This is a genomic window from Stutzerimonas kunmingensis (genome assembly GCF_002929225.1).
Lineage (GTDB): Bacteria > Pseudomonadota > Gammaproteobacteria > Pseudomonadales > Pseudomonadaceae > Stutzerimonas.
The window spans coordinates 732,399-750,067 of sequence record NZ_PISM01000004.1; the positions used below are offsets into that span (position 1 = coordinate 732,399).

Annotated in this window: 21 protein-coding genes; 8 read left to right on the top strand and 13 right to left on the bottom strand. The window is 65.5% G+C overall.

The window, feature by feature from the left end:
* The first annotated feature begins 127 nt into the window (after positions 1-127).
* Complete coding sequence (locus CW305_RS04505; protein WP_104097206.1) at positions 128-826, top strand: pirin family protein; 699 nt, start codon at positions 128-130, stop codon at positions 824-826.
* A gap of 82 nt (positions 827-908) precedes the next feature.
* Positions 909-1,508, top strand: a complete 600-nt coding sequence (gene wrbA, locus CW305_RS04510; protein WP_014820960.1) for an NAD(P)H:quinone oxidoreductase — start codon at positions 909-911, stop codon at positions 1,506-1,508.
* A 15-nt stretch (positions 1,509-1,523) separates the two neighbouring features.
* Here the strand turns inward: wrbA and CW305_RS04515 are convergent, their stop codons facing one another.
* Positions 1,524-2,024, bottom strand: a complete 501-nt coding sequence (locus tag CW305_RS04515; RefSeq protein WP_104097207.1) for a GNAT family N-acetyltransferase — start codon at positions 2,022-2,024, stop codon at positions 1,524-1,526.
* 131 nt (positions 2,025-2,155) lie between these two features.
* Between CW305_RS04515 and CW305_RS04520 the strand changes: the two genes are divergently transcribed.
* Complete coding sequence (locus tag CW305_RS04520; protein WP_104097208.1) at positions 2,156-2,695, top strand: DUF3087 domain-containing protein; 540 nt, start codon at positions 2,156-2,158, stop codon at positions 2,693-2,695.
* A 45-nt stretch (positions 2,696-2,740) separates the two neighbouring features.
* Here CW305_RS04520 and CW305_RS04525 read toward each other — a convergent pair whose 3' ends face one another.
* From CW305_RS04525 to CW305_RS04550, 6 genes are all read right to left on the bottom strand, one after another.
* Entirely contained in the window at positions 2,741-3,442 is a 702-nt protein-coding gene (locus CW305_RS04525) for a c-type cytochrome (protein WP_104097209.1), read from the bottom strand.
* Positions 3,443-3,452: 10 nt separating this feature from the next.
* Entirely contained in the window at positions 3,453-4,427 is a 975-nt protein-coding gene (locus CW305_RS04530) for a copper resistance protein B (RefSeq protein WP_104097210.1), read from the bottom strand.
* On the bottom strand, positions 4,417-4,737 hold the full coding sequence (locus CW305_RS04535; RefSeq protein ID WP_104097211.1) for a hypothetical protein: 321 nt from the start codon (positions 4,735-4,737) through the stop codon (positions 4,417-4,419). The genes CW305_RS04530 and CW305_RS04535 overlap by 11 nt, the downstream gene beginning before the upstream one ends.
* Positions 4,738-4,748: 11 nt before the next feature.
* Positions 4,749-6,548 (bottom strand): copper resistance system multicopper oxidase, encoded by a 1,800-nt coding sequence (locus CW305_RS04540; RefSeq protein ID WP_104097212.1) that lies wholly within the window; start codon positions 6,546-6,548, stop codon positions 4,749-4,751.
* Positions 6,549-6,757: 209 nt separating this feature from the next.
* Entirely contained in the window at positions 6,758-7,204 is a 447-nt protein-coding gene (locus CW305_RS04545) for a DUF411 domain-containing protein (protein WP_104097213.1), read from the bottom strand.
* Between the two features lie 20 nt (positions 7,205-7,224).
* On the bottom strand, positions 7,225-7,482 hold the full coding sequence (locus CW305_RS04550; protein ID WP_104097214.1) for a heavy-metal-associated domain-containing protein: 258 nt from the start codon (positions 7,480-7,482) through the stop codon (positions 7,225-7,227).
* A gap of 212 nt (positions 7,483-7,694) precedes the next feature.
* Between CW305_RS04550 and CW305_RS04555 the strand changes: the two genes are divergently transcribed.
* Positions 7,695-8,378 (top strand): heavy metal response regulator transcription factor, encoded by a 684-nt coding sequence (locus CW305_RS04555; protein WP_003283788.1) that lies wholly within the window; start codon positions 7,695-7,697, stop codon positions 8,376-8,378.
* Entirely contained in the window at positions 8,375-9,739 is a 1,365-nt protein-coding gene (locus CW305_RS04560; protein ID WP_104097215.1) for a heavy metal sensor histidine kinase, read from the top strand. The genes CW305_RS04555 and CW305_RS04560 overlap by 4 nt, the downstream gene beginning before the upstream one ends.
* An 8-nt stretch (positions 9,740-9,747) precedes the next feature.
* Here the strand turns inward: CW305_RS04560 and CW305_RS04565 are convergent, their stop codons facing one another.
* Both CW305_RS04565 and CW305_RS04570 read right to left on the bottom strand, forming a co-directional pair.
* Complete coding sequence (locus CW305_RS04565) at positions 9,748-11,070, bottom strand: sensor histidine kinase (RefSeq protein ID WP_104097216.1); 1,323 nt, start codon at positions 11,068-11,070, stop codon at positions 9,748-9,750.
* Positions 11,067-11,744, bottom strand: a complete 678-nt coding sequence (locus CW305_RS04570) for a response regulator (RefSeq protein ID WP_023446765.1) — start codon at positions 11,742-11,744, stop codon at positions 11,067-11,069. Before CW305_RS04570 ends, CW305_RS04565 begins: the two co-directional genes overlap by 4 nt.
* Before the next feature lie 138 nt (positions 11,745-11,882).
* On the opposite strand from CW305_RS04570, the gene dsbD reads away from it, so the two are divergent.
* The 3 genes from dsbD to dsbG are packed head-to-tail and all read left to right on the top strand — an operon-like array spanning position 11,883 to position 15,195.
* The gene (dsbD, locus tag CW305_RS04575) at positions 11,883-13,616 is read left to right on the top strand and encodes a protein-disulfide reductase DsbD (protein ID WP_104097217.1); all 1,734 of its coding nucleotides are present in this window, start codon (positions 11,883-11,885) and stop codon (positions 13,614-13,616) included.
* Positions 13,616-14,431 carry a TlpA family protein disulfide reductase gene (locus CW305_RS04580; RefSeq protein WP_104097218.1) on the top strand — a complete coding sequence of 272 codons (816 nt, stop codon included), beginning with the start codon at positions 13,616-13,618 and terminating at the stop codon, positions 14,429-14,431. The genes dsbD and CW305_RS04580 overlap by 1 nt, the downstream gene beginning before the upstream one ends.
* A complete protein-coding gene (gene dsbG / locus CW305_RS04585) occupies positions 14,428-15,195 on the top strand; it encodes a thiol:disulfide interchange protein DsbG (RefSeq protein WP_104097219.1) in 768 nt (255 codons plus the stop codon). The genes CW305_RS04580 and dsbG overlap by 4 nt, the downstream gene beginning before the upstream one ends.
* Positions 15,196-15,318: 123 nt before the next feature.
* Here the strand turns inward: dsbG and CW305_RS04590 are convergent, their stop codons facing one another.
* The 4 genes from CW305_RS04590 to ytfE form a co-directional block, all read right to left on the bottom strand.
* On the bottom strand, positions 15,319-15,510 hold the full coding sequence (locus CW305_RS04590; RefSeq protein WP_003299701.1) for a hypothetical protein: 192 nt from the start codon (positions 15,508-15,510) through the stop codon (positions 15,319-15,321).
* 68 nt (positions 15,511-15,578) lie between these two features.
* The gene (locus CW305_RS04595) at positions 15,579-16,262 is read right to left on the bottom strand and encodes a Crp/Fnr family transcriptional regulator (protein ID WP_003299699.1); all 684 of its coding nucleotides are present in this window, start codon (positions 16,260-16,262) and stop codon (positions 15,579-15,581) included.
* Positions 16,263-16,396: 134 nt separating this feature from the next.
* The gene (locus CW305_RS04600) at positions 16,397-16,912 is read right to left on the bottom strand and encodes a hypothetical protein (RefSeq protein WP_014820942.1); all 516 of its coding nucleotides are present in this window, start codon (positions 16,910-16,912) and stop codon (positions 16,397-16,399) included.
* Positions 16,909-17,628 carry an iron-sulfur cluster repair protein YtfE gene (gene ytfE / locus CW305_RS04605; protein ID WP_104097422.1) on the bottom strand — a complete coding sequence of 240 codons (720 nt, stop codon included), beginning with the start codon at positions 17,626-17,628 and terminating at the stop codon, positions 16,909-16,911. Before ytfE ends, CW305_RS04600 begins: the two co-directional genes overlap by 4 nt.
* Positions 17,629-17,669 lie beyond the last annotated feature (41 nt).

Here is a 17,669-nt window from a genome sequence, read left to right on the forward strand (position 1 = left end):
TCGGCCTGCCTGATTATCGATTTATTCGATAGTTATTGGCGGAAAATTGCAGACATTGTTGATCGGATTGAATGGATCATCTCCCTCATTCGCCGGGTTGCCCGGTGTCCCATCTGCGGAGAGCGAGATGATCGAACGACGTCCATATGCCCAGCTTGGTCATGCGCAGCACGGCTGGCTGAACGCGCGCCACCATTTTTCCTTTGCCGATTATCACGATGTCGAGCGCATGCGCTGGGGCCGCCTGCGCGTCTGGAACGACGACAGCATCGCGCCGCAATCGGGCTTCGAGCCGCACTCGCACCGCGACATGGAAATCATCACCTATGTCCGCCAGGGCGCCATCACTCATGAAGACAGCCTCGGTAACCGCGGCCGTACCGTCGCCGGCGATGTGCAGGTGATGAGCGCCGGCACCGGCATCGTGCACAGCGAGTACAACCTGGAGGATGTGGAAACGCGCATTTTCCAGATCTGGATTCACCCGCAGCAGACCGGACTGCCGCCGGCCTGGGGCACTCGCCAGTTCCCCACCGGCGAGCGCGCCGGCGCCTTCGTCACGCTCGCCAGTGGCCTGTCCGGCGATGACGAGGCGCTGCCGATTCGTGCTGAAGCCAGGCTGGCAGCGGCTACGCTTGCAGCAGGGCAGAGCGCCGACTACGAAATTGCTGCCGGGCACCGGGTGTATCTGGTGCCGGCCAGCGGCCAGATCGAGATCAACGGACTTGCTGTCGCCGCCGGCGATGGCGTGGCCGTGCGTGATGAGACACGGCTGAGCATCAGGGCCGTGGCAGACAGCGAAGTTGTCCTGGTCGAGTCGCTCTGACGCCTGCTGTCGGAACGACCCGTCTGGCGCGTTATCCCATCCACCCTTAATTCAGACTCACCCACCGAAAGAGGAAAGCAAGATGGCGAAGATTCTCGTGCTCTATCACTCCATGTACGGCCATATCGAAACGATGGCCAATGCCGTCGCCGAAGGCGCGCGCCGCGTGCCGGGCGTGGAGGTGACGATCAAGCGCGTGCCGGAAACCATGCCGGAAGACGCCTTCCGCAACGCCGGCGGCAAGGTCGATCAGCCAGCCGATATCGCCGATCCGAACGAGCTGCCGGACTACGACGGAATCATCTTTGGCACCCCGACCCGCTTCGGCAACATGTCCGGACAGATGCGCAACTTCCTCGACCGCACCGGCGGCCTTTGGGCCAAGGGCGCGCTGCACGGCAAGGTCGCCAGCGTGTTCGCCTCGACCGGCACCGGCGGTGGGCAGGAGATGACCATCACCTCGACCTGGACCACCCTGGCACACCACGGCATGGTCATCGTGCCGACCGGTTATGGCATCAGCGAGTTCTTCGACATCTCCGAAACCAACGGTGGCACGCCCTACGGCGCCACGACCATCGCCGGCGGCGACGGCTCGCGTCAGCCTTCGGAAAAGGAACTGGCCATCGCACGCTACCAGGGCGAGCACGTGGCGAAGATCACCAGCAAGCTCAAGGGCTGATCTGCCGCGCAGTACCTACGCTGGGACCCGCCCGGGTCCCAGCAACAGTCCATACATCAGTTCGTCGACGAAGCCGTCGTCGCTGCTGCGCTTGTAAGCGGCGCGCTGCGTGCCTTCGTAGACGAAACCGAAGTGCTCGTAGAAGGCGATCGCCCGCGGGTTGTCCGCTTCCACCGTCAATTCCACACGACGAATGCCGCTGGCGGCCAGCCTGTCGAGGGCGTCCCGCATCATCCGTCGCGCCAGGCCGCTGCCCCTGACCTCGGGCGCGACGGCCAGGGTGCCGAGGTAGGCCACATGGGCGGCGCGGCCCAGGTGGCGCTGCACCTTATAGAAGCCCTGCACCATGCCGTCGTCTTCGAAGACATAGAAGCTGGCGCTTTCGAACAGCGGCTCGAAAACCTTGCCGAAGTGCTCGCGCGGCATGGGATCGAAGCCCAGGTAGGGCACCACGTCCGGGTGCATGTAGATGTCGTAGACCCGCTGCTGATCGGCGGGCGTGGCGAGGCGGCGCATGGGGTTCTCCTGTTGGGACGGCTCCAGCATAGCCGGGTCCTGGAAGAAACTGCGCTGCGTCAGTCATCGCTCGCCGATTGAGGTGATAATGGCCACCGCTCATCTTCCGCCTCAGCCAAGGACATCGCCCTGTGGTGCTATTCGAGATCGTTCCGCTCAGCCCCGAAACCTATCGCCAGCAGACCCGGCGCAGCACGCTGATCGTCGCCGCGACCTTTGCCGTCCTCGCCATGGGCTTGTCGACCCTTGCCGTGGCGCTGTTCGGTGAGCCCGGTGGCGACAACCTGCGGCTGAACATCATTGGTGTCGTGGCCGGACTGGCGCTGACGATCGGAATCGTCAGGTGGCTGTACTGGCAGCAGCCGTGGATGGCCGCAGCGGTATACGGCTGGCAGCTCAAGCGCAGCCTGATGCGTGTGACCAACATGATGCACCAGGTCAAGGCAGGCGTAAGTGCGGGCGATCCGGATGCGATGAAGCTGCTGCGCTTCTATCACCTGGGGCTGACGCAGATGCATCGGCTCGATGGCAACTCCAGCGGCCTCAGCGATTCGGTTGCCGAGATTGACCGTCACCGCGAGGCGATGGAGGCTCGGAACATGGATACCGACCAGCCACGCCTGGAGTCGGGTTGGCTGGAGCGAGTCGCACGGATCGAGGCGAAGCGCTGAAGCGAACGGCTTGAAGGACGATTGCGCCGTTCATGGCGCAGCGCATCAATGCACGTGGCGGCTACCGTCCGGGTGGTGGTGTACGTCGGCTTCCGGTACTGCTTCTGATTGCGCCGGCGCATGGCCGTCGTGTGCGCCCTGATGATGGTCTGCGCCTGCCGGCTGCTGATCGGCGGCAGGAGTGGGATGCTGGCCGCTGTGATCGTGCATGTCCGATTCACCGCCACCGTGCTGGTGGCCGTCACTGGAGTCCACCAGCGTCTGGTATTCCAGTGGGGTGAGTGAGGGCAGTTGTTCGACGAAGGCGACCAGCGACCAGATGTAGCGGTCCTCCATGAACTTGCCCCACGCCGGCATGCCGGTGGACTTGATTCCATGCTTGATGACCCAGAAAGTCGCGGCCGGGTCGTTGTCGCGGGAGTCCTCGGCAAGCGTTGGGGGCGCGGGGTAGAGGCCCTGGCTCAGCTCGGTCGGCTCGACGCCGGGCGCCAGGTGGCAACCGACGCACATGGCCGCGTAGTTGCCCGCCCCGGAACGAATCTGCTCCGCAGACCCCAGCGTCGGCACTTCGAGGTTGCGGGCGCGCACGGCCACGGCGCGTTCACGGGTGGTCTCCAGCACGGCGTGCAGTGGCGCGCTGTGCGGGGCGTCCGCGCCGACATCGATGAGGCCGGAATACACCACCAGCGCGCCGCCGATTGCGACCAGCAGGGTGCTTAGTGCCAGTGTCGCCAGGACAGTCTTCATACGTGGGGCCTCAGAACCAGAAGCGAATACCGGCTACCAGCTTCGCCTCGCTGACGTCTTCGTCATCGGCACGCAGCAGGTCGGCCGTGTTGCCGTAGGCACGGCCCCAGCTGACGCCCACATAAGGCGCGAACTGACGACTTATCTCGTAACGCAGGCGCAGACCGACACTGGCGTCGCTGAGGCCGGAGCCGACGCCGCGCGCCTCGTCGTTGCGCCCGTGCAGGTTCAGCTCCGCGGTGGGTTGCAGCACCCAGCGCTGGGTCAGCAGGATGTCGTACTCAGCTTCCAGGCGCAGCGCGCTCTGGCCGCCCTCGCCAAGGAAAGCCGTGGCTTCGGTTTCCAGACCGAACAGCGGCATGCCCTGCACGCCGAAAGCGGCCCAGGTCTGCGGCGAGCCGGGCTTGAAGTCCTGACGCACGCCGGCGACGGTTTCCCACCAGGGGCCGATGGCGTGGCTCCAGAGCAGCTGCAGTTCGGCCTCCTCGGTGCGGCCATTGGTGCGCTCACCCTCGGAGCGGAAGGCGAGGCGGTCGATATCGCCGCCATACCAGCCGGAAATGTCCCAGGCCAGCGTGCTGCCTTCATCTGCGTCCTGCCATTCCAGCTGATCGGCAAGGAACAGAAAATTGCTGCCGCCCTGGTGCATAGAATGAGGCGGCAGGTAGGGAAATGCCGCGGCGCGGTCAGCATCGCTGATCGTAGGGATTGGCGTGCGCGGCTCCTGTCCAGTGCCAACGCCGGTGACCGGTGGGTGAGCCATTGAACTGTGATCCATGCTGCTGTGATCGCGATGATCCATGCCGCCTTGGTTCATGGGCTCATGGTTCATCTGGCTGTGATCCATCTGCCCAGGATCCACCTGGCGCTGGTCCGCTGGCGCAGCGTGCCCGGCGTGTCCGGAATGATCCATGGCCTGCTGCGCCTGGCTCGCCGTCGCAGCCAGTGCGAGGGCGATGGCGACCGGCAGTGTCTTAATGATCATGCGGCTTGCCTTGTTCGGGGCCCTTTGGCAGGTCCTTCTGCATCTTTCCGTTGCCCATGCTGCCGTGATCCATGTGGTCGGAACCCATATGCTGGTCGTGCATGTCCTGCATCTTGTCGTGGTCCATGCCCTGCATCATGTCGCCCTGCTTTTGTCCGGGCTTGGGCTGGCTGGCCTGCGGCGCGGCCTGTTCGGCTGGCGCGTTGGCGGGATGATGACCATCGTGCTCACTCTGCGCGTAGACAGTGTTGAGGCCGAACGTCGCAGCCAGGCCGAAGGCGAGCAGGGCGGTGCGCTTGATTGTCTTCATGGTTTTCTCCGTCATTCTTCTACGCGGACTTCGCGGAACATCCCGAGGTCCATGTGCATCAGCATGTGGCAGTGGTAGGCCCAGCGACCGAGGGCGTCGGCGGTGACGCGATAGCTGCGTTTCGAACCCGGTGGCATGTCGATGGTGTGCTTGCGCACCTGGAAATTGCCGTGTTCGTCCTCCAGATCGCTCCACAGCCCGTGCAGGTGGATGGGGTGGTGCATCATGGTGTCGTTGACCAGGACGAAGCGCACCCGCTCGCCGTACTTGAGGCGGATTGGCTCGGCGTCGGCGAAGGGAATGCCGTCGAATGACCAGGCGAAGCGTTCCATATGGCCGGTCAGGTGCAGTTCGATGGTGCGCGTCGGCTCACGGCCGTCCGGATCGGCGAAGGTGCTGTGCAGGTCGGCATAGGTCAGCACGCGCCGGCCGTTATCGCGCAGGCCTATGCCGGGATCGTCCAGCTTGGGCACCGGCATCATGGTCTGCATGTCCACCAGCGGGTTGTCGGTTTCGCTGGCCGGATGCGTCTGCATGCCGCCGCCGGACGAGCCGTGGCCCATGGTGGCGTGGTCCATCTGGCCATTCATCTCATTCTGATTCATCGCGCCGTGATTCATGTCGCCATGCCCGGCGTGAGGATCGTCGCTCGGCGCAGGCGCAGCAGCCTGGCCGTGGGCGGCATGATCACCGTGGCCCATGTCCTCCATGCTCAGTTCAGGGCGCGGGTCGGGTGCGGGCACCGGCGCTTGCAGACCATCTTGCACGGCCAGGGTGCCGCGGGCGTAGCCGCTGCGGTCCATGGACTGGGCGAACAGGGTGTAGGCGTCCTGGCTGCCGTCCGGCTCGGCGATCACGTCGAGGGTTTCCGCCACGGCCAGGCGCACTTCGTCCACCTGCACCGGTTCGATGTTCTGCCCATCTGCGGCGACCACGGTGAGCTTGAGACCGGGAATGCGGAAGTCGAAATAACTCATCGCCGAGCCATTGATCAGGCGCAGGCGGATGCGCTCGCCTGGCTGGAAGAGGCCGGTCCAGTTGCCGTCCGGCGCCTGGCCGTTGAGCAGGTAGGTGTAGGTGGCACCGCTGATGTCGGCGAGATCGGTCGGCGACATGTTCATCTTCGCCCAGGCCCAGCGCTCGCTGACGGTGTCACTCCAGCCGTTGTCGGCGACATCGTCGATGAAATCGCCAAGGGTGCGCCGGCCCTGGTTGTAGTAGTCCGAGCGCTTTTTCAGCTTGGCCAGTACCCGCGCCGGGCTTTCGTCGGTCCAGTCGGAAAGGAACACCACATAGTCGCGATCGTAGCTGAAAGGCTCCGGCTCCTTGGGATCGATGATCAGCGCGCCATAGACGCCCAGCTGTTCCTGAAAACCGGAGTGGCTGTGGTACCAGTAGGTGCCGCTCTGGACGACCTTGAAGCGGTATTCGTACATGCCATCCGGCGCGATGCCGGCGAAGCTGAAGCCGGGTACGCCGTCCATGTTGGCCGGCAGCAGGATGCCGTGCCAATGGATGGAGGTGTCGTGGGGCAGCCGGTTGCGCACGCGCAAGGTCACGGTGTCGCCCTCGCGCCAGCGCAACAATGGGCCGGGGATGCTGCCGTTGATGGCCATGGCAGTGCGGCGCTTGCCGGTGAAGTCCACGCTCATGGAGTCGATGGTGAGGTCGAACTCGGTGCCGCTGAGCACCGTCGGCTGACCTGGGCTGGTCAGCGCCCAGACGGGCTGTTGCCACAGCCCGAGGCCAGCGACGGCGCCGCCGGCAGCCAGGCTTTTGACGAAGGTGCGCCGAGAACTGGTCAATTGCATGCGGGTCCTGTTCGGTCGATCGAATTGTTGGTTTGCCGCCGCGCAGGCGCGACGTTGCAACGCTTGTGACAAGCACCATAGCGCGGTGCATCTGTCAGCGACCTGAAGCGAAAATTACGATTTTGTCAGCTGGCAGCGTGGCCAGCCCCAATCGGGCTGGCCCTGCCGGAGATGCCGAGCGGCATCGCGTATCCTGATGGCAGCGCGGCTTAGCGAACCGGCTGCGCGCCGAGATAGTCGCGGAGCACCAGATCGCGGCCCTTGGTGGTCAGGCCGATCACCTGGTACTGCTGGTGCGGCTGGCCATAATCCATGCCCGGCGAGCCCGCCGGCATGCCCGGTACGGCAACACCGGCGAGATCGTCGCGCTTCTGCAGCTCATGAATCGCCGCAACCGGAACGTGGCCTTCGACAAACTTGCCGTCAATCACACCGGTGTGGCATGAGCCCAGGCGAGGCGCGACACCCAGCTTCTGCTTGACCGCCGACATGTTGCTTTCGACGTGATCGCGCACCTCGAAACCGTTGGCCTCCAGGTACTTGATCCAGTCCTTGCAGCAGCCGCAGTTGGCATCGCGGTGCACATCGATGACATCCGCGGCGTGGGCCATGCCGGACATCAGCAGAGCGGCGAGTGCGGTGAGGTAGAGTTTCATGGGCTTCTCCAGAGCGATGTTCAGTTGCAGCCGCAACCGCATCCGGTTTTGCGGGGCGTCGGGGCAGGCGAGTCGGTGGTGACCTCGGCAGGGTAACCGGCTTCGTCGAGTGCGGCGATCAGCTCCGCGCTATCGGCCGAGCCGTCTATCCGGGCGACCCCGGCGGCCAGATCGACCTCGACGCGCTCGACACCCGCCAAGGGCTGTAGCGCCGCGGTTACATGCCGAACGCACGCGCCGCAGGTCATGCCGGATACCTTGAGTTGAATGCTGGTCATGGGATGGTCCTCGGTTAGCCAGTTTGGTAGCACTGGCTTGATGCTCAACCTTGACGCGATGGCAAGGTCAAGCCTCATTTTTCTGGGTACCACGCTAACCCCGGCGGCCTGACAAGAGGCTGATCGTAAGATTACTTTTTTGTCAGCTTCGTGGCGTCCCAGCTGCGGGCACTGCCACACTTGCGGCGTCGCCACCGAAGGAACTCGCCGCCATGAAATTGCTGGTCGCTGAAGACGAACCGAAAACCGGCATGTACCTGCAGCAGGGGCTGAGCGAGGCCGGCTTCACCGTCGACCGCGTCACCAGCGGCACCGACGCGCTGCAGCATGTGCTGAGTGCGCCTTATGACCTGCTGATTCTCGACGTGATGATGCCGGGCCTGGATGGCTGGGAAGTGCTGCGCCTGGTGCGGGCGTCGGGCAACGAGGTGCCGGTGCTGTTTCTGACCGCGCGCGATCGCGTCGAGGATCGCGTCAAGGGGCTGGAGCTGGGCGCCGACGATTATCTGGTCAAGCCGTTCGCTTTCTCCGAACTGCTGGCGCGCGTGCGCACCCTGCTGCGACGAGGCAACGCGGCGGCCTTGCAGACCCAGTTGAAGATCGCCGATCTGGAGGTCGATCTGCTCAAGCGTCGCGCGGTGCGGGCCGGCCAGCGTATTGACCTGACTGCCAAGGAATTCGCCCTGCTGGAACTGCTGCTGCGTCGGCGCGGCGAGGTGCTGCCCAAGTCGCTGATCGCTTCCCAGGTGTGGGACATGAATTTCGACAGTGACACCAACGTCATCGAGGTGGCAATCCGTCGCTTGCGTGTGAAGATCGACGATGGTTTCGAGCCCAAGCTGATCCACACCGCACGGGGCATGGGTTACATGCTCGACGAGCCGGACGCGCCATGAAGCGGCTGTCGCTGACCGCGCGGCTGAGCCTGATGTTCATGCTCGCGGTGACCGGCGTGCTGGCGGCGGCCGGCTATTTCTTCAGCCAGCTCAGTGAGCATCACTTCGACGAATTGGACCGCCATACGCTGCACGAAAAGCTCGAGGCAAGCCGACGCCTGCTAGGGGAGCTGGACGACCTGCAGAACTTCGAGCGCGTTCGCCCACAGCTGCAGGCGCTGCTCGGCGGGCACAGCGAGATGCGCGGTTTCATTTTCGATGAACGCGGTGCACAGCTGTTTCCTCAGCCGGGCGTTGATGAAGCGGAACCGCCGTTACTCGAGCTGATCGGCCGGGAGGCGGGAGAGCTGACACTGGACGGCCACGTCTGGCGTGGCGAGGCCGGGCATGTCGCGATCGGCGCGCAGCGGCTGACCTTGCTGATCCTGCTCGATGTCACCGCGCACAAGGCCTTCTTCCATACGTTCAGCGGCTGGCTATGGTCGGCGCTGGTGCTCTGTGCCTTGCTCAGCGGGCTGCTCGGCTGGCTGCTGGTGCGCAGCGGCTTGCGACCGTTGCGCGAGGTGACCCAGGTGGCCGCCTCCGTCTCGGCCAAGTCGCTGCGCGAGCGCATCCCCGAAGAGTCGACACCGGCCGAGCTGCAGCAGCTGGTGCAGGCGTTCAACGCCATGCTGGCGCGACTGGAGGACGCCTTCGTGCGGCTGTCGAACTTCTCCGCCGACATCGCCCACGAGCTGCGCACACCGCTGAGCAACCTGATGACCCACACCGAGGTGGCGCTGACCCGCGCGCGTACGGTGGATCAGTACCAGGACAACCTGCATTCGAATCTGGAGGAGCTGCAGCGCATGTCCCGGATGATCGACGACATGCTGTTCCTCGCCAAGGCAGATAACGGGCTGATCGTGCCGGACGCCAAGCCCGTCGCGCTGGAGGCGTTGTGCGCGCAGCTGCTGGACTATTACCAGCTCTCGGCGGACGAGCGCGGGGTGCGCTTCGAGCTTTCCGGTGCCGGCACCATTCAGGGCGATCTGTTGATGCTGCGCCGGGCGCTGTCGAACCTGCTGTCCAATGCGCTGCGTTACACGCCAGATGATGGAGTGATCCGGGTGCAGATCGAGGGCGCCGTCGACAAGGTGGCGCTCAGCGTGGCCAACCCCGGCGCTATGATCGAGCCAGAGCATCTGGAGCGACTGTTCGACCGCTTCTACCGGGTCGACCCGGCGCGCCGCGAAGGCAGCCCGAGCAATGCCGGCCTGGGCTTGGCAATTACCCGCTCCATCGTCCAGGCCCATCAGGGCCGAATCCACTGCAGCTCCGCGCAGGGCTGGACGACCTTCCGCCTGGAATTCCCTGGCTAAGCGCGTGCTCAGCGCTGCAGCGGCACCGTCAGCGATACGCGCAGGCCGCCGGCTTGGCTGTCGAAGATGAGGGTGCAGTCGAAGCGTTGCGCGATCGCCTGGACAATGGCCAGGCCCAGGCCGCTGCCACTGCTGGCGGCGTGTCGCCAGAAGCGGCGGGTCAGGTGCTCGAGATGCTCGGCGGCGATGCCCGGGCCCTGGTCGCGTACTTCGAAGCGTACTCGCTCGGCTTCAGGCTGCAGGGTCAGCGTGACGGCGCTGCCCGGCGCGGTGTGGCGCTGGGCATTTTCCAGCAGGTTGCGCAGCGCGGCGATGGCCAGCACCGGCGGCATGGCCAGCGGCGTGTCGGGCAGGTCTGCCGGGACCTGCAACAGGATTGGCGCGCCGTCACCGCCACTGGCGTCCTGAATCGCCAGCCGCGCGACCTCGGCGGCCGTGCACTGCAGGCCATCGTCGAAATCCAGACTGCCTTCTACCCGGGCCAGCAACAGCAACTGCTCGAGCGTGCGCTGCAGGCGGTCGGCGCCGGCCTCGGCGTTCGCCAGCGCCTGTTCGGCGGCGGCGCCTTCGGTCATGCGTGCTACCTGCAGGTGGGTCTTGATCGCCGTCAGCGGGCTGCGCAGTTCGTGGGCGGCGTCGCCGGTCAGCCGGCGTTCGCGTTCGATGGCCTGGGCGATGCGCTGGAACAGCTGGTTCTGCGTCTGCACCAGCGGCAGCAGTTCCGGCGGCAGGCCTTCGACCGGCAAGGGTTCGAGGGAGTCGGCGCTGCGTCGGGTCAGTGCCTCGCGAATCCGCCGCACGGGCGCCAGCCCTCGGCCCAGGCCAAGCCAGAGCAGACCCAGGCTGCCGAGCAGGGCGACCGCCACCGGCAGCGCCGCCGCCAGCAACACCGAGCGTTTCAGCGCGGCACGCTCATCCAGGCGGTCGGCCGTGGTGATGCGCAGCTCGCCTTGCACCAGGGTGAAGCTGCGCCAGGGCACGCCGTCGATCAACTGGTCGCGAAAGCCGTTCTGCTCGGCGTCCAGCTGCTGGTCGGGCGCACTGTGGCTGCGCGCCAGCACCCCGCCACGCAGCGAGCTGACCTGGCAGGCCAGGCCGTTGGGGATGCCCAGTTGCTCGGCGCTCAGACGCTGCGGCGGGCCGTCGCCGGGCACCGGCTGCGGCAACTGCACCAGCAGACCGGCGACCATGCGCGCCGAGGCCGCCAGGCGCTGGTCGAGCGAGAGCATCATCTGGCTGCGAAGATCGACCAGCATCCAGGTCGCAGCCAATGCCCAGAGCAGCACGAAGGCCGAGCCGAGCATCAGGGTCAGGCGCAGACGCAGGCTCATGGCGCGTCCTCGTCGCCTGCGAGGCCGAGGCGATAGCCGAGGCCTCGGACGGTTTCGACGATGCCGCTGCCGAGCTTGCGGCGCAGATGGTGGATATGCACGTTCAGCGCGTTGCTCTCGACGTCGTCGGCAAAACCGTAGACCGCGTCCTTGAGCTGCTCGCTGCTGAGCACCCGGCCCTGGTTGTTGAGCAGCGCCTGCAGCAGTGCCTGTTCGCGGCGCGACAGGTCGACGAGGCGGCCGTCCAGGCGTGCTTCGCAGCGGCTCGGGTCGTAGCTCAACCGGCCATGTTCGATGAGGTTGACGCTGCGGCCGGACATGCGCCGCATCAGCGTGTGCAGGCGCGCGGCCAGCTCGCGCAGGTCGAACGGCTTGAGCAGGTAGTCGTCGGCACCCGCCTGCAGGCCGGTGACCCGGTCGCTGACCGCATCGCGCGCGGTGAGCACCAGCACCGGTAGTTCCAGACCCTGTTGGCGCAGGCGTCGCAGCAGGGTGATGCCGTCTTCGTCGGGCAGGCCGAGGTCGAGGATCAGCACATCGAAGTGCGCCGCACGCAGCAGGGCTTCGGCATCCGCCGCGGTCGCAGCATGGTCGACGATCAAGCCCTGGGCATTGAGCCCGGCGACGATGCCGCTGGCGATCAGTACATCGTCTTCGGCAAGCAGCACGTGCATGGGTAGGGTCCGCAGAAAAAGCTCAAGGGTGGACCTTAGCGATTAAGGCAGCGTTATGCAGCCCGTACCACGGTGTTAATGGCGCGTTAATCCCGTCGCGGCATGCTGCGCGGCAGTCATTTCTCGGCCAGGACTCTCATGCGCATATTGGTTCTTCTGCTGTTTCTGTTGGCGCCCGGATTGGCGCTGCCGGCCGGTGGGCTGTTTGGCGGCAACTCGCAGGATGATTTTCTGCCGGTGGACGAGGCGTTCGCGCTGACGGTCAGCCCGCAGGAGAACGGCGCGACGCGGCTGCACTGGCGGATCGCACCGGGCTATTACCTCTATCAGCAGCGCCTGCAGTTCGACGGCCTGCCGCCGAAGCGCCAGCCGCCCCTGCCCGAGGGCGAGGCCTACAGCGACGAGTTCTTCGGCGACTCGCAGATCTACCGCGACAGCCTCGAACTGCTGATCCCGCCGGGCGCGGAGAACAGTGTGCGTCTCGGCTGGCAGGGCTGCGCCGATGCCGGGCTCTGCTATCCGCCGCAGACCCGCGAGGTGTCGTTGACTGGCAACGGCACGGCGGCAGCGCCTGGGCTGGCCGAAGATCAGGCACTGGTCAGCGGCCTCGAAAATCAGGCACTGGCCTGGAGCCTGCTGGTCTTCTTCGGCCTCGGCTTGCTGCTGGCCTTCACCCCCTGTTCGCTGCCGATGCTGCCGATCCTGGCGGGCATCGTGGTCGGCAGCGGTGCCACCTCGCGCCGTGGTTTTGCCCTGGCGGTGACCTACGTAGTCAGCATGGCGCTGGTCTACGCCGGGCTCGGTGTACTGGCGGCGCTGCTCGGCGCCAACCTGCAGGCGGCGCTGCAGCAGCCCTGGCTGCTGACCAGTTTCGCCGTGCTGTTCGTGTTGCTGGCGCTGCCGATGTTCGGTTTGTTCGAGCTGCAATTGCCGGTGGCGCTGCGGGATCGCCTGCAGCGTGTCGGTGATCGCCAGCGCGGGGGCAGCCTCGCGGGGGCCGGCGCGCTGGGCGTGCTCTCCGGCCTGCTGGTCGGCCCCTGCATGACCGCGCCACTGGCCGCCGCGCTGCTGTTCATCGCACAGAGCGGCAGTGCGCTGCAGGGTGGCCTGGTGCTGTTCGCGCTGGGCCTCGGCATCGGCACGCCGTTGCTGTTGCTGGTGACGGTCGGCCAGCGTTTTCTGCCCAAGCCGGGCGCCTGGATGGACCGGGTCAAGGTGGTATTCGGCTTTCTCTTCCTCGCGGCCGCGCTGTTCGTTGCGCGTCCGTTGCTGGCCGACTGGCTATGGCTGGGCCTGTGGGGGGCGCTGCTGGTGGTGCTCGCCACCGCCTTGCTGCATGTGGCGCAGGCAGTGCGACGCCAGCGCGTGCTCTGTCAGGCCAGCGGCATTCTGCTGGGCCTGTGGGGCGCAGCGATGCTGCTCGGTGCCGCCGGCGGTGCGGACGATCCACGCCGGCCGCTGGCGATCTATGCCGGCGGTGGGGCGGGTGCCATCTCCGCCGACGCTCACGCGCTCGGTTTCAGCGATCCGTCCGTGCTGGATCGTGAGCTGGCAGCGGCCAAAGCGCAGGGCCAGTGGGTGCTGATCGATTACTACGCCGACTGGTGCGTCTCCTGTAAGGTCATGGAGAAGGAGGTCTTCGGCAATGCCGAGGTGCAGGCGAGCCTGGACGGCGTGCGCGTGCTGCGCCCCGACGTGACCCGCAGCGACGCCGCAAGCCGCGAATTGCTGGACCGTTACCAGGTGCTCGGCCCGCCGACGCTGCTGTGGATCGGCCCGGATGGCGTCGAGCGCCGCGAACGCCGCATCACCGGTGAGGTCGGTGCCGGGGACTTTCTGCAGAACTGGAACCAGACCCGGGAGCGAGGTTGATGCTGACTGTGAATATCGGGCCGCTGGCCCTGGCGGTGCCCCATGTATTGCTGCTAGGCAGCCTGCTGCTGGCGACCCTGACCGGCTGGTGGGTCGGCCGCCGCAGCGAGCGCAACCCGGAGCGGCAGCTGTTTCGCCTACTGCTGGTGGCGCTGCTGGTGGCTCGCCTGGCCTTTGTCGCGCTGTACTGGGCGTACTACCGGGATGACTGGCTAAGCGTCATCGATATCCGTGACGGTGGCTTCATCGCCTGGCCCGGGCTGGTCGCTGCGCTGGCGTTGGGCATCTGGTGGGGCTGGCGCGACCGCGAACTGCGCAAGCCGCTGGGTATCGCGCTGACGGTGGGAATCCTCAGCTGGGGCTTCAGTAACCTGGCCTGGCACTCCTTCGAGCAGGGCACGCGGCTGCCGGGAATGGCCCTGCGCGACAACCAGGGGCGTCCGGTGGCGCTGGAGGATTATTCAGGTCAGCCACTGGTCATCAATCTCTGGGCGACCTGGTGCCCGCCGTGCCGGCGCGAGATGCCGGTACTCGCCGACGCCCAGGCACGGGAAAGCGACACCCTGTTTCTCTTCGTCAATCAGGGCGAGGGGGAGGGGGAGATCAACCGCTTCCTGGAAACCGCAGGGCTGAGTCTCGATAACGTCCTGCTCGACAGTGGCGGGCGTCTCGGGCAGCACGTGGGCTCCACGGCGCTGCCGACCACGCTGTTCTACAACGCCGATGGCCGCCAGGTCAGCAGCCATCTTGGTGAACTCTCGCACGCCAGCCTGGCGCGCGCGCTGGAAAAACTGAAAGAGGAAGCTGCGCAGTGATTCGATTCAAGCCGTTACCCTACCTGCTGGCCGGCGTCAGCCTGCTGGCCCTGCCCATGGCGCAGGCCGAGGAATTGCCGGAGGCGATCAAGGCCGTCGAGGCGCGTGGCGCCGAGGTCGTCGGCCGTTTCGAGGCACCCGGCGGGCTCAAGGGCTATGCCGCGCGTTACAACGGGCAGGGCATGGCGCTGTATCTCACCCCGGATGGCGAGCACGTGCTGATCGGTAGCCTGCTCGATGCAAAAGGCGATGACCTGACCCGCGCGCACCTGGAGAAGCTGGTCTACGAACCCCTGGGCAAGGAAATGTGGACGCGCATGGAGAACAGCACCTGGATCGCCGACGGCAAGGCCGACGCGCCGCGCATTATCTACATGTTCAGCGACCCTAATTGTCCGTACTGCAATATGTTCTGGAAGCAGGCCCGGCCCTGGGTCGAGTCCGGCAAGGTGCAGTTGCGGCACATCATGGTCGGCATGCTGCGCGCCGACAGCGCCGGCAAATCCGCCGCGCTGCTCAGTGCCAAGGATCCTCAGGCAGCGCTCAACGAGCACGAGGCGGCCGGCAAGGCGAGCAAGCTCAAGGCGCTGGTTAAGATCCCGGCAGAACTGGAAGAACAGCTCACCAACAACCTGATGCTGATGAGCGAACTGGGTGCCCAGGCGACTCCGGCGATCTTCTATCTCGACGACAACGACCGTCTGCAGCAGCACCAGGGTGCACCGCAGCCGGATGCGCTGGCGCAGATCATGGGGCCACGCTGAAGGACTGCTGTGGGCAAGGGAAGGCTGGTCGCTGAGCTGTTTCGCGGCACATCCGCTTCAGCACGGGGCGGCGTTTCACAGCGAAGCGACTATCCGCTGTAGACATCATTGGGTGGGGCGCCATCAGAACAGATGGCGTGGCAGCCAGACGATCATCACCGCGCAGAAGACGCTGAGACCGATGCAGAACCACAGGAAGCGCCGCTGCCGGCGCTCCGGGGCGCTGTCGGCGTGTTCCGGCAGCGGCATGCCGCAGTTGCCGCATTCGGCTTGCTTCGGCGGGTTGTCCTGCTGGCAGTACAGGCATCTGGGCATGGCGGTGCTCCTCTCGGTCGGTAAAGCCTGACACGGCGGAAAAATCGCAGGCTTTGACGACGATCAACTCACTCGAACTGCTCGAGCCGCTGGCGATCGAGGATAGCGATCTGCCGGCCTTCCTGGGTGATGATGCTCTCGTCGATCAGTCGCCGAATGATCCGCGAAAACGTCTCCGGCTGGATCGACAGGTGCCCGGCCACCAGCTGCTTGGCCATCGGTAGCTCGAAGCTGTTGCTGCCGTCCTTCACTCGCGCCAATTGCGTCAGCAGATAGCGCACCACGCGGTGGGTGGCGTTCTTCAGCGACAGCGTTTCGATCTCGTTGATGCGCTGGTGCAGGCGCACGCAGAGCTTGCCGAGCAGGGCGAAGGTGAGGCGCTGGTTGGCTTCCAGCAGGCGCATGTAGGCCGCGTTGGAGAACCGGTAGACCTGCGACGGGCAGACCGCCTGGGCCGAGGCCACATAGTTGGGCGTGTCCATCAGCATCATGGCTTCGGCAAAGGTCTGGCGGTTGCCGATGACCTCGAAGACCTTCTCCTGGCCGTCGGGCGTCAGGCGGTAGACCTTAACCGCACCGGAGATGACGAAGTAGAAGTTGTGTGCCGGCTCGCCCTGGTGGAACAGGTTGTCACCCTTGTCGAGGTTGAGCAGTTGGCTGGCATTGAGCAGTTCTTCCATCTGCTCTTCATTCAGCGGTTCGAACAGGTGGTGGCTGCGGAGAATCTGGTGGTGTACGCGGTGAAGCACCATGCAAGGCGTCCTGTTTCAATTGAACAACAACAAACGTCGGCCTTCAGCCTAGCGCATGTGATGGGCGATGACGCAGGTTAGAAGTTGATGACGGTCATGATCTGGCCATACGCGGCTCGGTACCGCGTCGGCGATCAGTGCAGATGAGCGACGAATCCGTCACGCCATACCGGCTCGGCAAACAGCTGCGGATAACGTTCCAGTGCGTCGAAAATGCGCTGCAGGCCCTGTTCACGCTGCTCGGCATCGGACAGCGCCTCGGCGCCCTTGAGCAGGTCGATCAACAGGCCATGCAGCGCATTGTCAGCGGCTTCCGGCAACTTGCAGTTGGCGATGAGGTAGCTGGTCGCCGCTTCGATGTCGCGTTGCAGCGCGGCCGCCGACTCGTCACTGACCGGCTGGCCGGGGGCACTTGGCATGCTGCGTTGCACGGCTTCGTGGATACGGGTCATGCCTTCGCGCAGAGCGGCGTCGGTGGCCCAGCGCTCGCCTGGCGTAGCTTGGGCGGCGACGGGCGTTGGGTGGCTGTGATCGTGTGCAGTGGCCGCCTGCGCTGTGCCGACGGCCATGCTCAGGGCGAAGCTGCTGGCCAGAGCGACGACCGAGGCCATTGCCACGCCCCAGGCGATAGGTTGCAGATACTGTTTCATGACTGAGCCACCTCGATACGTTGTACGCCTTCGTCGCTCGCTGTCGGCGCGGTCATTTCCGCGTTACGGAACAGCACGTTGTTCTCCAGGTGGATGTGCTGCATCAGGTCGCTGCGCATCTCCTCCAGCCCGCGATACAACGCGCGCCAGGTATTGCATGCGTTGGCCGGCGGGGTGATGTCGTTGGTCAGCGCCGCCAGCTGCTCCAGCGCATTGCCGTGCTCCTGATGCTCGTAGCGCATTACCGAGATCGGCCCCTGTGCCTGCGGGAAGCGCATGCCGCGCTGTAGCATCGGGAAGAGAATCTGTTCCTCCTTCAGCATGTGGCTTTCCAGCTCCTGCTGCATATGCCACAGGTGTTCGGCGAGACCGTTGGGGCATTCGGGGCGGCTGCCATGGACCTGTTCGACCCGGCTGGCCAGGCGAATCAGCTCCGGGAACTGGTCGCGATGCCGCTCATGGAAGCGCGCCAGGATGTATTCGATCAGCTGGCCAGCGGGCTCGGCGCGCCAGTCCTTCTCGGATTCTTCCGGCTCGAGGGCGAGCAGGGCGCCGGCGATGATGTGCGGATCGACATCGATTCGCGCCGCGGCGTCGCGCAGCGGCAGGTCGCCACCGCAGCAGAAGTCCAGGCGGAACTGGCGGAATACCCGGGTGGCACCCGGCACCGAACAGGCGAGATTGCCGAGGGTCTGGTCGATTAGGTCGGTGGTCATGGCAGTGGTCCTGATGGATATGACCAGTCCATCGCAACAGC

Excerpts from the sequence above, each read along its gene's own strand:
- CW305_RS04550 (WP_104097214.1), bottom strand. The coding sequence starts at position 7,482 with ATGACCAGCATTCAACTCAAGGTATCCGGCATGACCTGCGGCGCGTGC.
- CW305_RS04600 (WP_014820942.1), bottom strand. The coding sequence starts at position 16,912 with ATGAAACAGTATCTGCAACCTATCGCCTGGGGCGTGGCAATGGCCTCG.
- CW305_RS04595 (WP_003299699.1), bottom strand. The coding sequence starts at position 16,262 with ATGGTGCTTCACCGCGTACACCACCAGATTCTCCGCAGCCACCACCTG.
- CW305_RS04535 (WP_104097211.1), bottom strand. The coding sequence starts at position 4,737 with ATGAAGACAATCAAGCGCACCGCCCTGCTCGCCTTCGGCCTGGCTGCG.
- CW305_RS04515 (WP_104097207.1), bottom strand. The coding sequence starts at position 2,024 with ATGCGCCGCCTCGCCACGCCCGCCGATCAGCAGCGGGTCTACGACATC.
- CW305_RS04590 (WP_003299701.1), bottom strand. The coding sequence starts at position 15,510 with ATGCCCAGATGCCTGTACTGCCAGCAGGACAACCCGCCGAAGCAAGCC.
- CW305_RS04545 (WP_104097213.1), bottom strand. The coding sequence starts at position 7,204 with ATGAAACTCTACCTCACCGCACTCGCCGCTCTGCTGATGTCCGGCATG.
- CW305_RS04530 (WP_104097210.1), bottom strand. The coding sequence starts at position 4,427 with ATGATCATTAAGACACTGCCGGTCGCCATCGCCCTCGCACTGGCTGCG.
- CW305_RS04540 (WP_104097212.1), bottom strand. The coding sequence starts at position 6,548 with ATGCAATTGACCAGTTCTCGGCGCACCTTCGTCAAAAGCCTGGCTGCC.
- CW305_RS04555 (WP_003283788.1), top strand. The coding sequence starts at position 7,695 with ATGAAATTGCTGGTCGCTGAAGACGAACCGAAAACCGGCATGTACCTG.
- wrbA (WP_014820960.1), top strand. The coding sequence starts at position 909 with ATGGCGAAGATTCTCGTGCTCTATCACTCCATGTACGGCCATATCGAA.
- CW305_RS04560 (WP_104097215.1), top strand. The coding sequence starts at position 8,375 with ATGAAGCGGCTGTCGCTGACCGCGCGGCTGAGCCTGATGTTCATGCTC.
- dsbD (WP_104097217.1), top strand. The coding sequence starts at position 11,883 with ATGCGCATATTGGTTCTTCTGCTGTTTCTGTTGGCGCCCGGATTGGCG.
- CW305_RS04580 (WP_104097218.1), top strand. The coding sequence starts at position 13,616 with ATGCTGACTGTGAATATCGGGCCGCTGGCCCTGGCGGTGCCCCATGTA.
- ytfE (WP_104097422.1), bottom strand. The coding sequence starts at position 17,628 with ATGACCACCGACCTAATCGACCAGACCCTCGGCAATCTCGCCTGTTCG.
- CW305_RS04525 (WP_104097209.1), bottom strand. The coding sequence starts at position 3,442 with ATGAAGACTGTCCTGGCGACACTGGCACTAAGCACCCTGCTGGTCGCA.
- CW305_RS04505 (WP_104097206.1), top strand. The coding sequence starts at position 128 with ATGATCGAACGACGTCCATATGCCCAGCTTGGTCATGCGCAGCACGGC.
- CW305_RS04570 (WP_023446765.1), bottom strand. The coding sequence starts at position 11,744 with ATGCACGTGCTGCTTGCCGAAGACGATGTACTGATCGCCAGCGGCATC.
- CW305_RS04565 (WP_104097216.1), bottom strand. The coding sequence starts at position 11,070 with ATGAGCCTGCGTCTGCGCCTGACCCTGATGCTCGGCTCGGCCTTCGTG.